The organism is Sphingomonas sp. PP-CE-1A-559 (assembly GCF_004340965.1).
Classification (GTDB): Bacteria; Pseudomonadota; Alphaproteobacteria; order Sphingomonadales; family Sphingomonadaceae; genus Sphingomonas.
The window spans coordinates 1-14150 of the sequence record NZ_SLYA01000018.1 but is presented as its reverse complement, the minus strand read 5'-3'; the positions used below and the strand labels follow the sequence as shown (position 1 = coordinate 14150).

General features: G+C 59.9%; 10 protein-coding genes. 7 read left to right on the top strand and 3 right to left on the bottom strand.

All coding sequences use genetic code 11. The features are described 5' to 3' along the window. Positions 1 to 187: 187 nt before the first annotated feature. Genes C8J42_RS19310 through C8J42_RS19300 form a run of 3 tightly spaced genes read left to right on the top strand, consistent with a single transcriptional unit; the run spans position 188 to position 3002 of the window. On the top strand, positions 188 to 994 hold the full coding sequence (locus C8J42_RS19310) for an alpha/beta hydrolase (protein ID WP_133021437.1): 807 nt from the start codon (positions 188 to 190) through the stop codon (positions 992 to 994). Further along, positions 994 to 2175 carry a lipid-transfer protein gene (locus tag C8J42_RS19305; protein ID WP_133021436.1) on the top strand — a complete coding sequence of 394 codons (1182 nt, stop codon included), beginning with the start codon at positions 994 to 996 and terminating at the stop codon, positions 2173 to 2175. The genes C8J42_RS19310 and C8J42_RS19305 overlap by 1 nt, the downstream gene beginning before the upstream one ends. Beyond that, positions 2175 to 3002 carry an SDR family NAD(P)-dependent oxidoreductase gene (locus C8J42_RS19300; RefSeq protein WP_207897191.1) on the top strand — a complete coding sequence of 276 codons (828 nt, stop codon included), beginning with the start codon at positions 2175 to 2177 and terminating at the stop codon, positions 3000 to 3002. The genes C8J42_RS19305 and C8J42_RS19300 overlap by 1 nt, the downstream gene beginning before the upstream one ends. A gap of 391 nt (positions 3003 to 3393) precedes the next feature. Here the strand turns inward: C8J42_RS19300 and C8J42_RS19295 are convergent, their stop codons facing one another. The 3 genes from C8J42_RS19295 to C8J42_RS19285 form a co-directional block, all read right to left on the bottom strand. Next, the gene (locus C8J42_RS19295) at positions 3394 to 4311 is read right to left on the bottom strand and encodes a DMT family transporter (protein WP_133021435.1); all 918 of its coding nucleotides are present in this window, start codon (positions 4309 to 4311) and stop codon (positions 3394 to 3396) included. Positions 4312 to 4408: 97 nt separating this feature from the next. After that, positions 4409 to 5212 (bottom strand): S1/P1 nuclease, encoded by an 804-nt coding sequence (locus tag C8J42_RS19290; RefSeq protein WP_133021434.1) that lies wholly within the window; start codon positions 5210 to 5212, stop codon positions 4409 to 4411. A 540-nt stretch (positions 5213 to 5752) separates the two neighbouring features. Continuing rightward, positions 5753 to 7060 (bottom strand): MFS transporter, encoded by a 1308-nt coding sequence (locus C8J42_RS19285; protein WP_133021433.1) that lies wholly within the window; start codon positions 7058 to 7060, stop codon positions 5753 to 5755. A gap of 420 nt (positions 7061 to 7480) precedes the next feature. Between C8J42_RS19285 and C8J42_RS19280 the strand changes: the two genes are divergently transcribed. The 4 genes from C8J42_RS19280 to C8J42_RS19265 all read left to right on the top strand — a co-directional run bounded on the left by C8J42_RS19280 (position 7481) and on the right by C8J42_RS19265 (position 13145). Beyond that, positions 7481 to 9133, top strand: coding sequence for an AMP-binding protein (locus C8J42_RS19280; protein WP_347812423.1), 1653 nt, complete (start codon positions 7481 to 7483; stop codon positions 9131 to 9133). Positions 9134 to 9299: 166 nt separating this feature from the next. Next, complete coding sequence (locus C8J42_RS19275) at positions 9300 to 11465, top strand: TonB-dependent receptor (protein ID WP_165895573.1); 2166 nt, start codon at positions 9300 to 9302, stop codon at positions 11463 to 11465. 235 nt (positions 11466 to 11700) lie between these two features. After that, complete coding sequence (locus tag C8J42_RS19270) at positions 11701 to 11967, top strand: HU family DNA-binding protein (protein ID WP_133021430.1); 267 nt, start codon at positions 11701 to 11703, stop codon at positions 11965 to 11967. A 506-nt stretch (positions 11968 to 12473) separates the two neighbouring features. Then, the gene (locus C8J42_RS19265; RefSeq protein ID WP_347812424.1) at positions 12474 to 13145 is read left to right on the top strand and encodes a lysozyme inhibitor LprI family protein; all 672 of its coding nucleotides are present in this window, start codon (positions 12474 to 12476) and stop codon (positions 13143 to 13145) included. The last annotated feature ends 1005 nt before the right edge of the window (positions 13146 to 14150 follow it).

Here is a 14150-nt window from a genome sequence, read left to right as displayed (position 1 = left end):
TATGCGCCAATCGCTTATCCGCTGACCTTCAGTCGCTGCCGCCATCTCAGTCTCCTACCAACGTTCGCCGCCGCTTCAGCGATCGCACCTGGGCATACATTGATTTATTCATAAATCAACGTTGACACGATGCTCTTATGATGATGAATCCAGGGTCAAAGAAGCGAGAACCAAAGGAGAGGCGAGCATGCCTACAGTCCGACACGATGGCGCGAACATCCATTGGGATTCGCAAGGCGAAGGGTCGCCCGTCCTGCTCATCATGGGCCATCTCTACAGCTCGGCGCTCTGGTATCCGCTGCTGCCTGCGCTGACCCGAAATCACCGCGCGATCTGGTTCGACAATCGCGGAAGCGGACGGACGGACACCACGTCGCCGACCACGATCGAGCAATATGCGGCGGACGCGCTGACGGTGATGAAGGCCGCGGGCGTCGACAAGGCGCACGTCTACGGCGTGTCGATGGGCGGCGGAATAGCGGCGGAATTCGCGATGGCCTACCCCGAGCACACCCTGTCCGCGACGCTCGGCTGCACTCTGCTCAAGACCGAAAAGACCGAGTTCGGCGGTGTGCGCTCGCTGATTTACCGCCTGCCGCGGTTCGTGGTTCGCGCCATCATGCGCCGTACGGCGTCGCCGGAGAATTATGGATCTGCCGCCCCGCGGGACGCAGCGTTGCACGACATCGAGATGGTCGCCAACGACCGCTATACGATGCGGGGCGCGCGCGCGCAGTCGAAGGCGATCGCCAACTATGCGACAACCCGCGAACGCGCCGTCCAGCGGCTGACTATGCCGGTCCTGATCCTGCATGGAGACGAGGACACGGCGGTGCCGGTCGAGCAGGGGCGGTTGTCGAATCAGATCATTCGCGGGAGCGAATATGTCGAATTCGAGGGTGCCGGTCACAACTATCTGGTCGCAGCGAACGAAGCTTCGACGACCGCGTTTCTCGATTTCATAGAGCGCGTCGACGCGCAGGAGGCACAGTGATGATCCGCGCGCGCATTGCCGGCGTCGGCATGATTCCGTTCGCCAAGCCCGGGCAGAGCGAAGACTGGGATGTCATGGCTGAAAAGGCGATCCGGCTCGCCCTTTCGGACGCGGGCGTCGGCTACGACAAGGTGCAACAGGCATACGCCGGCTATGTCTACGCCGACTCCACGGCTGGCCAGTCGGCGGCGTATCGAGTGGGCTGCACCGGCATTCCGATCGTCAACGTCAACAACAACTGCTCGACCGGCTCGACTGCCTTGTGGCTTGCGCGTGCGGCGATCGAAAGCGGCATGGCCGATTGCGTGCTCGCCTTCGGTTTCGAGCAGATGCTGCCCGGCGCGTTGGGCGCGGTGTTCAACGATCGCAAACGGACACTTGATCACCATCTGTCTCTGCAAGAGCGCATCCACGAGCAGGACGATACCTCGCCGCTCGTCGCACAGCAGTTTGGCGGCGCGGGGCTCGATTATCAGCAGCGCTACGGCACGCGCGATGAGGTCTTCGGGCTGATTTCCGTGAAGGCACGCGCGCATGCGGCAAACAACCCGATGGCCTTGCTGCGTGCGCCGTTGACGCTGGAAGAAGTGATGGGATCGCAACACCTGTACGGTCCGCTCACGCGCTTCCAGGCATGCCCGCCGACCTGCGGCGCGGCGGCGGCGCTACTGGTGTCTCCCTCGTTCGCAGCGAAACACGGGTTGAACGCCAGGGTGGAGATCGTCGCGCAGTCCATGACGACCGACTATGCCGCCACGTTCGAAGGCGCATCGATGATGAGCGCCGTCGGGTACGAGATGACGCACGAGGCGGCGCAGGCGGTTTATGAACACGCCGGCATCGGCCCGGACGATATCCAGGCGATCGAGCTTCACGACTGTTTCACGGCAAACGAACTGATCAGCTACGAAGCGCTGGGCCTTTGCCCCGAAGGCGGTGCCGAGGCGTATATCCGTGATGGCCGCAACAGCTATAGCGGTGATCACGTCACCAACCCTTCAGGGGGCCTGTTGTCCAAGGGGCATCCTCTGGGCGCCACGGGCCTGGCGCAATGCTATGAATTGACGCACCAGCTTCGCGGCACCGCCGATGCTCGGCAGGTGGACGGCATGCGCTTCGGCCTGCAACACAATCTGGGGCTGGGCGGTGCATGCGTCGTCACGCTCTATGGCCGCGCCTGATGAACACGCTGAGAGGCAAGGTTGCGATCGTAACGGGCTCCGGACGCGGCATAGGCCGCGCCGTCGCTTTGAAGCTGGCCACGCATGGCGCGTCGGTCGTCGTCAACGATCTGGATGAAGCGCCAGCGAACGAGGTGGTGGAAGCTATCCGGGCCGCCGGCGGCACGGCCATCACGTGCAACGGCAGCGTGACCGCAGCTGATTTCGGCGAGCGGATCGTCCAGGCGGCGATCGATGCGTTCGGCACGCTCGACATCATCGTGAACAACGCGGGCTACACGCGCGATGGCGTGATCCAGAAGCAGAGCGACGAACAGTTTCAGGCGATGCTCGATGTCCACGTAACTGCTCCGTTCCGCATATTGCGCGCAGCCGCCGAACCATGGAGAGCGTTAGCGAAGGCGGAAGCGGCAGAGGGGCGGGAAGTGATCCGAAAGGTCGTCAACATCTCGTCGATCTCCGGCGTCAACGGCAATGCGGGACAGGTCAACTACTCCGCCGCCAAGTCGGCGGTCGTCGGCATGACCAAGACGCTGGCAAAGGAATGGGGGCGGCTCAAGGTCTGCGTCAATTGCGTCGCGTTCGGATTCATCGAGACGCGGCTCAACCTGCCGAGCGGGCACCCAGACACGATTGCCGACATAGAAGGCAAATCGCTGCGCTTTGGCGTGCCCGACAGCTTTCGCGAGGCGGTGATTTCGCAGATCCCATTCAACCGGGCCGGCACGGCGGAAGAGGCGGCAGGCGCCGTCTATTTCTTCTGCGCGCCCGAAAGCGATTATGTCAGTGGCCAGACCCTGCTCGCGGCGGGCGGGCTCGGTGTTTGAGCAGATCGCCTTGCTTCGTCTGCGATGGAGCCGATGAATCGAAGGTCAGTTTACACTGTCTGACATGCGTTTGAGACGTTTCATCGCAGAGATTGCATCCCGCGTTCTGGCACTCCGACGAAGCAAGGTGTGGCTCTCGCAAAATCCCGGGCAGAGCTTCTGACCGTGCTAACACGCTGGTGCTGAATAGCGCCGGTCCGTGTTGATGCGTCCTGTTAGGACACCAATGCCACCCGCTCTGCCGCCTCGAGCGGGCGAGATGGCAAACCGACTGACGAACCGGTTACGGGTTTCGAGCAAGCCGCATTCGCCACGACCGAAGCCGGTCGACGAGAAGCTGGCGTGAAACAGTTGACGGGAATGTAGCTGTTCTAACATCTATCCCTCTGGTTCACGCGCTGCGTGCGAAGAGGTCGCGCCCGCTGACCAGCAGGATCCCGGTCAACACCAGCAAACCGCCGGCGACGAACGCGACATCGAGGGTTTCGCCGAGCAGGATGACGCCGAACGTGACCCCGAAGATCGGTGTCATGAACGAAAGCACACCCAGGCGGGAGGCGAGATAGGTTCGCAGCAGTGCGAACCACGTCAGGAAACTGACGACCGATACCATCACGATCTGAAAGCCGAGACTCGCGGCCAGCATCGGCGTCGGCGAGACCGCTGTCTGACCGAACAGGACCGCTGCCAGGGAGAGTATCAGGCACGCAGCAGCGAGTTGATAGAGCAGCGTGACCGTCGCAGGCGCGTCCGACAGGCGCGAGAATCGAACGGCGAGTGTCGTCGCGCCCCAGGATGCGCCGGCCGCGATGCCGAGCAGATCGCCAATCCAAGCGTCGGCATCCGCGGATGCCGATCGGCGGCCGGTGAACGATACCACGATGCCACCGAAGGCGACGGCGATCCCGCACCATTGAAATGCCGTCAGGCGCTCCTCCGGCAGACGCACATGAAGACCTAGCGCGGCGAAGATGGGTGCAGTGTAAAGGAATATCGCCATGTGCGAGGCTGTCGTGAACCGCAGACCCTCACTGACGAACAGGAATTCGAGCGCGAACAGTACGCCGACCAGGAGCCCTGGCCGCCAGGTATCTGAGCGGAACCCCGCGGTTTCGCGCCGGAAAACGACGAGCCCCGCAATGAGCAGTGCTGCTACGCCAGAGCGGACCGCTACCTGGAGCACCGGCGCCATTGACGGTGCTGCTGCCTTCATCGCAACCTGTTGCAGGCCCCAGATAGCACATAGCATGACCATCAGGGACACAGCCTTGCCATCCACGGCACGACGTTCGTCTTGTCTATCTTTCATCGCGGATCGATCGCCATGATCCCCTTGAGAAGCAAGCGTGTTTTGTCAGCCGACTGGCCTGCGTAGCCGGATGCTGACCCATCGCCGACATGGTAGATCAGGCTCCGAGCGCGTCGTTTAGCATCTCGGCTAGACGGAGCCCCGCCTGTTTTAGGCGACGAGCTACGACTGGATATGCCCGAGATGCATAATTCGACGGCAGCGCCATCGGCGTAGTGGGGCACCGGGGCCGTTTTCGCGGATAACAGGCTGGCAACGTGTCGTAGATAGCGTCTCGAGCTAAGTTGCTGCTTTCGATCGCCCATTCCCTCGGAGACCCTCCTGTTTTGACGTCGACGCCGTTGTTCAAAAGCTCCCGCGCCAGCGCGGCAGAGCCGAGACCGTGCTGTTCGATGATGACGCCATCCCAGAAAGCATGGATTCGCGTCTTCGCCGATCCATTGAACGTGACCTCGTTGTACCCGATCGGATCGGACCCATGCAGAGGCTGGTGGAGATCGCCAACTAGGTGAATGATGAAGTTCAATGCCACGTAGCGGTCAGTTGGGGAGGCAGACCCGTTCTTCAGAGTCTTCATATATTTGGAGATGGCCTCGTCCGCGCAAAGCTTGTCCAGGTCGGGGCAGGCGTGCGCGGGTGCCGTGCGTCCGTCGAACGGGATTCGAGTGGAATGCACGACGGGATAGGCATCGCGCTGCTGGTCTGCCCAGGAGGAGACGTCTGCCATATGATTATTGCCGTCGAGCGCCAGCAGTTTCATCACCTTCGCCTTGGCACGACTGTTCAGTCTAAGCTCCGCAATGTTGGCGACAGCCGCATGCCCCGTCCGACCCCAAGCGAAGCTCGGTTGAGGCACGGTTGAAAGAGCCAAAACCGCGATGGCCAATATCTTCCTGATCATTTGGATAGCACCCGAGTAATGGTTTGAATTTCACAGCATCCGCTTTCAGCGATTTGCGGAGCCGGCCGTCGCGGATCGATTGCGAGCTGCGTTGAGGTTTCTCAAGACGCACACCAGCAACTGATGCTCGCCAGTGCAGGATTGAGTTTTCCAGAACAGCCCTTGAACCTATAGTGCTGAATGATATTATGTTACGCCGAAACTATTTCAATAATCCACAATATAGTTCCACGAAGCTCGATCGTTTGTCAGCGGAGCTCGCATGTCACAACCTGCCATGTTGATCATGCGTATCGTTTGATTTTGTCGACTGCGTCCCGACGTCTTTATTGATCTCCAATAGTGTCCGATGAACCGCTGATATGCCGTCGAACCTATGTTGCCCGATGCGCTGAGAAGAGGCGTAGCGTGCTCTGAACCGGAAAAACTACGGCGCAGAACAGACTGCATGAGCCGCGATCTGGCAGCGGGCTTGCGGCGGCATGGCGGATGATGACGATCGTCTTGCCGCGAACGGCTGCAGGGCGGTCTGCGGACGGATCAGCCATCCGCAGGGATCATCATCGCGTCGGAATCCTGTGCAATCTCTTGCGGCGCCGCTCGCATCGCGAACCAGAAACCGATGGTCGAAACGATGCCGGTAACCACGCCGAGAACTGCAATCGACTGGCCAAGGCCAAAGCGGCCCTCACTGTTGCTAGCAACCCATCCGAGTGCAGTCGGCACGATGCCGGCCATGGCAAGCTTTGTGATCATTCCCATACCGGCCAGGGTAAGAGCCCGCTCCTCATTCGGGATGAGGAGCGCAATCGCCGCGTTACTGACCAGTCCGACGATGGTGCCGCCAGTTAGCAAGGCAAACAGCATCCAGGCAAAGCCAGTCACCGTCGGCATGATCGAAAACGCTCCGGCGGGAATGCTGAGCGCGGTCGCGATGAGTGCGGGAAGCAGAATACCGCCACGCATCTTGAGCTTGCGGCCCGCATCGGAGGCAAACCCACCGATGATCGACCCCAGCAGGCCCGAAGCGACGATCACTCCGCCGACCCACACCCCAAAATCGCCGGGTGACAAACCATACTGTCGGATCAGCACGGCACCCATCCAGATCCCAGCCGCTCCCTCGGCCAAGCCGCCGGTGAGTTGCGCAACCAACAATGGGCCGAGGAAGCGTCGGCGATGCCAAAGCGCCAGCATAGACTCGCGAACAGACGGATTGGCGCGCTGGACTTCATAACGAGGCGGTTCCTTTAGAAAAAGGAGCGGTCCGACAAGCGCGAGCGCGCATAGACCAACGATGAGATATACTTCCCGCCACGCGGCCAAGCCCAACAGACCACTGCCAGGGTGCTTCTGAAGATAGCCGAACAACGTGCCGCCTATCGCGAATGCGGCACCAATCCCAGCCCAGGCGCCGATCGAAATCACCAGCATTGCGCGCCCGCGCCGTGCCGGTGCGCTCACGTCTGACAAAAGCGAAATCAGCAAGGGAAAGCCGATGACGCCGCCAAGCCCGCCAATCAGCTTGGTCAGGAACAAGGTGGAAAAATCGGTGACGAACGCCATCCCGATGGTCCCGCCTGCGCCCAAAGTGATTATGGCGGCGAGGATCCGCACGCGCGTGCCGTGATCAACCAGCCACGCTAGCGGCAGCGAAAGCAGCAGCGTGGGAACCAATGATGCCAAACCAGCGAGCAATCCTATCTGCAGGTCGGTAAGTCTGAGATCCGCCTTCATCGGTTCCAGGAGCGGAGCTCCGAGCCCACCAACGATGAGGGAAGAGAAGATGGTCAGCGTGAGCAGAAGGATGATTCCCCATTTCGTCGGTCGACCCTCATCCGGCGACATGGGGACGGACGCCACAGGGGCTTCGGATCTTTGGAGCACGTTTTTTCCCGAATGAGGCGCGAACCGGGACAGCGATGCCGCCGGAAATGCCGTGGTTCATGGATGAATTGGAATATCCTCGACGGTCGTCTGTGCGCCTAAGTCGGCATTCGAACGGTCATCGTATCTATTTCCCCGACCTGCATTCCGGTTCCGAAAGCGTCTTCCGAACCCCGTCGCCTCGTCAACGACGGCCGTGGCGACGAAGTCTGGCCAATCTCTCCGCTCATCCCGCTCTCCCGACTGGCTGTCTTGCACCCTTGTGGTCGCTATCTAGCAGGCTACAAACAACTTCACTAGAAAATAAATCAAGATTGACAGCGTCCATGCAGCGCTGGCATTTCACGGACAACGAATTGAGAAATCTGGGGGAGATCTGACGTGACGGGCGAGGAAGCGGTGCGTCGTGAATCGACTATCCCTGCGACAGGTGATCGCATGCGGACATACGAACTCACGCTCAACAGGTTCATCGACCATGCCGCCAAATGGCATGGCAGCGGTCAAGTCGTCACCGGCGGAGGAGCAGCCGGTCCTTCGATGCGGATCGACTACGCTGCTCTGCGCGATCGCAGCAACCGCCTGTCCGGGGCTTTTGCGGCGCTCGGCATTTCCCCTGGAGAGCGTATCGCATCGCTCGCCTGGAACAGCCAAGGTCACATGGAATGCTGGTACGCTGCATTCGGCATGGGCGTGAGTTGTCACACGCTCAACCCTCGGCTGAATGCCGCGCAGATCGCGGATATGATGACGCAGGCAGACGACAGGTTGCTTGTCGTCAGTCCCGATCTGGCGCCGCTTGCTGAACAGATCATGCCGCGCTGCCCCGGCATCGTGGCCGTGATAGTTCTCAACGAGCCGGACGCGTCCGATCACCGGTTACCGGATTGTGGCGGAACACCGGTGTGGACGATCGAGCGTGTGCTCGAGGAACACGGTGCACCCATGACATGGGGGGGGATGTCGGAGGACCAGGAGGCTGCGCTCTGCTTCACCTCAGGTACGACCGGCGCACCGAAAGGGGTGTCTTACTCGCATCGATGCAATTATCTCGTTACCCTGGCACTCCTGCAGCGGGACGTGCTGGGTATCGGTGCGGACGACACGATCCTGGCGGCAGTTCCGATGTTCCATGCCAACGGCTGGGGCTTGCCACTCGCTGCGCCCGCAACGGGAGCCAAGCTGGTCTTTCCGTGCCGGTACAACGATGGTGCGAGCCTGGCCAAGTTGATCCGCGAGGAAGGTGTGACGCTCGCCATCGGCGTACCGACGGTATGGCTCGGCCTGATCGAGCATCTTGAGGCGACCGGCAACACGCTGCCCACCTTGCGTCGCGTGATCCTTGGAGGCTCGGGCGTCGCTCAAACATTGATCGATCGGATCGAAGCGTTGCTCGGCGTGAATGTTCAAACCAGTTGGGGTATGACCGAGCTGTCGCCGCTCGGCACCGTCACACCGCCCGGTTCGCCAGGCCGTGCCACGACGGCCGGCCGGCCGCCGGTGAGCGTGGACCTTCGGCTGATCGACGCGTCAGGCCACGTGTTCGAGGATCAGCGCGGTCCGGAAGGGCGGCTTCAGGTCCGGGGATCGAGCGCGATCCACAGTTACTTCGGACATTCCGAAGCAGCTACGACGGACGGATGGTTCGACACGGGCGATCTGGCCGTTATCGACACTGACGGCAACCTCTCAATCACCGGCCGTGCCAAGGATTTGATCAAGTCCGGCGGCGAGTGGATCAACCCCGGTGAGATCGAGGCGATCGTCGGTGACCTGCGCGGCGTTTCTCTCGTTGCGGTGATCGGTCGCACCCATCCGCGATGGAGTGAGCGGCCGATCATCATCATCGAGAAGTCCGATGCGACAGCGTCCGATGAAGAAATTCAGAATGCACTTGTCGATCGCATTCCCCGTTGGTGGATGCCGGACGAGATAGTCCGGATCGATCGGATGCCGCTCGCCATGACGGGAAAGATCGACAAGCAGCGACTGCGCCTACTCTACGGTGAAATGACGACCCTCCCTGCGGAATAGATGTTGATTTATTAATAAGTGAACTTATCCTGTGACCACGCCAGATCACTTGGCCAACGCGTCGCATAGAACGCGCAAATTTTGGGAGAGTATGATGAAAGCATTATGCTTGGCGTCGATTTCGGCTGTAGCGCTGCTATGTTCCAACGCTGCGTTTGCGCAGACCGTGGAGAAGACGACCGATCCGGCCGCCGCGGCTCAATCGACTGATCTGCCGGCTACGTCCGATGATATCGTCGTGACAGCCGAGCGACGCAGCACCAGCCTGCAACGGACCGGCGTCGCGGCAACTGTGCTGAGCGGCGAGGACCTGGTGCGTAAGAGCATCAACAGCGTGGAGCAGCTCCAGTTTGCATCGCCCTCGCTGACGGTCAACACGACCGGACAGGGCAACAATTTCAACATCCGCGGCATCGGCAAGGGCGAGCCCGGAAGCGCGATCAGCGTCGGTGTTGTGACATACCGTGATGGCGTGGCTACCCTTCCGGGCTATTTCCAGTCCGAACCCTACTACGATATCGCCAGCATCGAGGTGTTGCGCGGGCCGCAGGGTACGTTCGCTGGAGGCAATGCGACCGGTGGTGCTGTATTCATCACCGAGAAGAATCCGGACCTCGAGAGCGTCAACGGCTATGCAATTGCCCAATATGGCAACTTCAACAACGTAAAGCTGCAGGGTGCCGTCAACCTTCCCATGAGCGAGAACGCCGCGTTGCGTATCGCTGGCAACATGGATCGCCGCGACACCTTCTTTAACGTGACCGGACCTTGGACGGGCAATCCCGGGAACCGGCGCGATTATAGCGGCCGGGCCAGCTTCCTGTGGAATCCCAGCGCCAACTTCCGTTTTCTTCTCAAGGCCGACTACAATAATATCGAATATGGCGGCATCCCGGCGAGCCCAGCCTATTTCGGTCTTGCTGCCAGTCCGACCCGCAATACATCCGACCCGCTCGACGTTGCCAGCAACGCCAATCTGTATGGCCGCGACGAGTTCGGTCGTATCGTCGCGAACATTTCCTACACCTTCGACAACGGCCTGACACTACGCTCGATCAGCGGCTTCCAACGCGGTACGACGGAAGTGGATACTGATAACGACGCGACGGCCAACGTCGGCACGCCCACGGCGCCGGACATTCGCGGCCACACCAAGATCACCGAAGAGGTATGGTCCCAGGAGTTCAACATTGTTTCACCGGACACCGGGCCATTCACCTGGGTGCTCGGTGGGTTCTGGCAGCACGATAAGATCTCAATTCCGCCGGGGGGCCTAGTGGGTGACGTCACCCCAAACACGTTCGTTCCGTTGAACATTGATACGACGACGGTGGGAACGAACCCCAAGACGGCGCTCGCTGGCTTCGGGCAGATCGGATATCAGCTGAGCGACGGTCTGCAGGTGACGCTCGGTGGCCGCTATTCTCGTACCACGTCGCGTAACGACGCAACGGCGAGCACGCCGCAGATACCCGCACTGGTGCTGACGCAGAGCGATTTTACGTCCGCCAAGCGATTCAACGGGAAGGCTGCGGTCAACTGGACCATCGACTCCAGCAACTTCGTCTACGCATTTGTGGCCACCGGTTCCAAAGCAGGTGGGTTGAACGGACCTAACCTTGGCGGCGTACCGCCGTTCGCTTTCGATGCCGAGGACGTCGTCGATTACGAGTTGGGCTGGAAGGGCACGTTCTTGAACGGTCGTTTGCGCACGCAGCTGGGCGGCTACTACAATACCTACGAAAATTTCCAGGTCAGCATCGCCGATCCTCGGTCGCCGAACATCTCCTCGGTATACAACGTGTCCGGCAAGACGCAGCTGTATGGCGTCGAGTTCTCGGCGCAGAGCAGTTTCGATGCCCTCACCTTCGATTTCGCCACTTCGATTGCGAAGACGAAATTGGGGACGTTCTTCGCGGCCGACCCTCGGCCGCTGAATGCTCCGAGAGGCTGCAACGTCAAAACCGGGCCTGCGACGGCGCGGTGCATCGCAATAGGTGGGCGCGAACAGCCCTACGCGCCCGAGTTCACGCTGACCGCAGGCGCGCAGTATGCGATTACCCTGGGTGGCGATGCTACGCTGACGCCACGCGTCGATTATTCTCATACGGGTGCGGTCTGGGCTACGCTTTTCCAGAACACCGCACTCGGCGACCGCTTGCCTTCACGCGACATCATCAACGCTCAGCTGACACTTGCGACCGGCAAGTGGACGATCGCCGCGTATGGCACGAACCTGGCGAACGAGCATTATGTCGCCGCGAACAACGGCTTCAGGCGGTTGGCCGGTGCGCCGCGTCAGTATGGCGTTCGCGCGAGTGTTTCCTTCTGACCGGGGGGAGCTGCGTTGCCGGCTCCCGTTCGATCAGACGCCGCTCCATCGCGGCGCAAGCGTCTGCTTCTTTTCGCATTTCAATAAGTGGGGGATCGTTTGTCGGCTTTGTGACGCTTCATGACAAGGCCAGGAATCCTACGGAGGTACATCCCCTCGTCGAGCGCGTGATGATCGCTTAGTCTGCGGCGTATGACAGGATCGTTCAGTTTGCCTGTGAGAGGAACGTGATAGAGTGAACACTCCAGAACTCGTTAAAGTCGTCTCTGACATTACTGGTACAAGCGAAAATTCTACCAAGGCCGTAATCGACACACTCTTCTCAACCATTGCGACCGTAATCGCCAAAGGCGACGACGTCTCGGTCAGGGGATATGGACGATTTTCTGCCGGTTACTGGGCGCCGCGCGTTGGTCGCAATCCACGGACCGGCGAGCTCATTAAAATACCGGCAGCGAAAAAGATCACGTTCAAAGCCGGGAAGCGAATGAAACAGGCTTAATCGGCGAACTAGATGTTTGCTCGTAGTGATTTGACGTGGGATCGCCACAAGCGAATTGAAGGATGCACTATACTTCAAAGTCTGCCCGGGAGGGCCACAGGGACGAAGGTCTCCATCGGGCGAAACAGCATACAAGTAGAGATTAAGTGAAATGAGATAGGAGTACCAGCGCTCGCGAAGATCCGCCTCCGTTTAGGACGCTACTCAAACGCCCAAGCATCAAAATCTTCTTTACTGGAAAATAAATCAACTTATTTGTGGTGCTATGGTTGAACGAAATCTTGAGTGCGAGTTTGCCGTTGGCAGACGTTGCTCAACGCCAGCGTCCATCGCGCAACGACTATGAAGCGTGCGACCGCATAGCCGATGAAGCTGGTAAGCCCCGCCTATACCGTAGTTCGAATCGCGTGTGGGTCTTGAAGCAATGTCACCATATTAACCGATATCGTCCACACCGAGAAATGCGAGAGTAAGCCTTGAAAAACAATGTTTTAAGCGCAGTTTTGATGAGCGGATGTCTGCTTATTGCCAGTCCAGCAGCGGCGCAAAGCGCAGGTGCGTTCATGGCCAATCCATCGTTTCAGGGGCAGCGACCAGCGCGTTGCGTTTCTACATTGGAAATGCAGCGTTGTGCCGCAGTCGACCTCCGTAAAGCCGATGCGCGGATGAGCGCTCGTTACCGAGCACTTAGCGCACTTCTGCGACCTAGAGCGAAGCAGGCTCTGCTATCGGAGCAGCGAACCTGGCTAAAATCCAGGGATCGCAATTGCAGCGCCAGGGGAACCGGCGGATCGATGGCTTCGCTGAACGTAGCGCAGTGCTGGGTAAATGTGACGCAAGCCCGCGTCCGAACGCTGGAAGGACGGCTGTCCGAGGGCACGAATGCAGGCAGTCTGCCGGCATCGGCGTTCGTAGGACGTTGGCGGGGCGGCGAGGGAACGTACATGAAGATTACGCGACAGGGCACTGGTTTCGTTGTCGACAACCAGTGGGGCCTCGACGAGGGCACGCGCGGCGTATTCAAAGCCGACCTGCGCGCTGAGGGGCTCCGCTTTCAACGCAATGGCGTGACGGTCACCTTAAGGCCGTCAATCGGCGACAAGATCAACAGAAGTGCCCTTAGAGGTAAAAAGGACTGTCTCATGGTGTCGGACGACGAAGGGTATTGTCGCTACTGACCGTGGCCGCATACGCCGCGTGGCGAGGCCTACCTAGGCAACGAACGTCCGCACCATAACAACCGGAGGCATGGCTTCGACCGACCATGATAGGACGTTGTCGTGAAACACCCTCATGACGGTCGTCATGTCGTAAGGAAGAAAAGCGATGGTCGGCAGCCGCTGTTGTCACCTAATGCTGTTTGAAGACTGACATATGAATACTGGACTGCTTAAGATTTACATTCTAATGGTATTCAGCGTGCTCTACTGGAGTTTCGCGTGCTGGGTGACAGGCACGAATGAGCCATGGGACGCTGACGCCTACTGGCGTTCCTGGTATCCCGCGTCGCTCTGCTTGGCTGGTATAGCAGGGCTGATGTTCAAGGGCCGCGGGTGGATGGCGGGGGCGATCCTGACGTTCGCCCAACTTCCAGTCATGTGGATGAACACCGCGACAGGCCCGCTACTGCCGGCCGGGTTGATGGTGTTATGCCTGCTGGCTATGCCTGCTGTCGCGATCTCTGCATCAAGCGGGTGGCTCGCGGTTCGTCTTAGATCCAGATGAACGCGCCCGTATTCCGCAGAATCCACGACACTTGCCGGTGCTCATTGATTCCCAACGCCCTTTTCCAGAGAATGCAAACGCTAAAGGTTTGACGATTGATGTTGTCCTTTGGTCAAGAGCTTACGCCCGCTTCGCGGCTGAGCTGACCCCAAACGCCCGTCTACGGTATGTGTCGGCATGGCAGTTCCAGTCGCTTGTCCATCCCGGTTCAAGCAGCAGGTTGTGCCGATAGGAGGAGACCGTTGAACGGCGTAATTTGGTAAAAGCGGGATCCCGCTGCGCGGCGGGGCGGATGCGCGCTGTTACTGTTGCGCAACGAGCATAGGGCTGCGGATGCTCCCAACGAGGCCAGCAAGCACTGCCGGTAAGCGCGGTCTGAGGGCCGCCTTGCAGGCGGAGCGTTCAACGGGTTGATGGCAGCTCTTTGAACGGGGCCGTAATGTCGGACGAGACTATCG

What these genes read in the sequence shown, in the direction of transcription:
- C8J42_RS19265 (WP_347812424.1), top strand. Translation starts at nt 12,474, where the DNA reads ATGAGCGGATGTCTGCTTATTGCCAGTCCAGCAGCGGCGCAAAGCGCA.
- C8J42_RS19285 (WP_133021433.1), bottom strand. Translation starts at nt 7,060, where the DNA reads ATGTCGCCGGATGAGGGTCGACCGACGAAATGGGGAATCATCCTTCTG.
- C8J42_RS19305 (WP_133021436.1), top strand. Translation starts at nt 994, where the DNA reads ATGATCCGCGCGCGCATTGCCGGCGTCGGCATGATTCCGTTCGCCAAG.
- C8J42_RS19295 (WP_133021435.1), bottom strand. Translation starts at nt 4,311, where the DNA reads ATGAAAGATAGACAAGACGAACGTCGTGCCGTGGATGGCAAGGCTGTG.
- C8J42_RS19300 (WP_207897191.1), top strand. Translation starts at nt 2,175, where the DNA reads ATGAACACGCTGAGAGGCAAGGTTGCGATCGTAACGGGCTCCGGACGC.
- C8J42_RS19310 (WP_133021437.1), top strand. Translation starts at nt 188, where the DNA reads ATGCCTACAGTCCGACACGATGGCGCGAACATCCATTGGGATTCGCAA.
- C8J42_RS19290 (WP_133021434.1), bottom strand. Translation starts at nt 5,212, where the DNA reads ATGATCAGGAAGATATTGGCCATCGCGGTTTTGGCTCTTTCAACCGTG.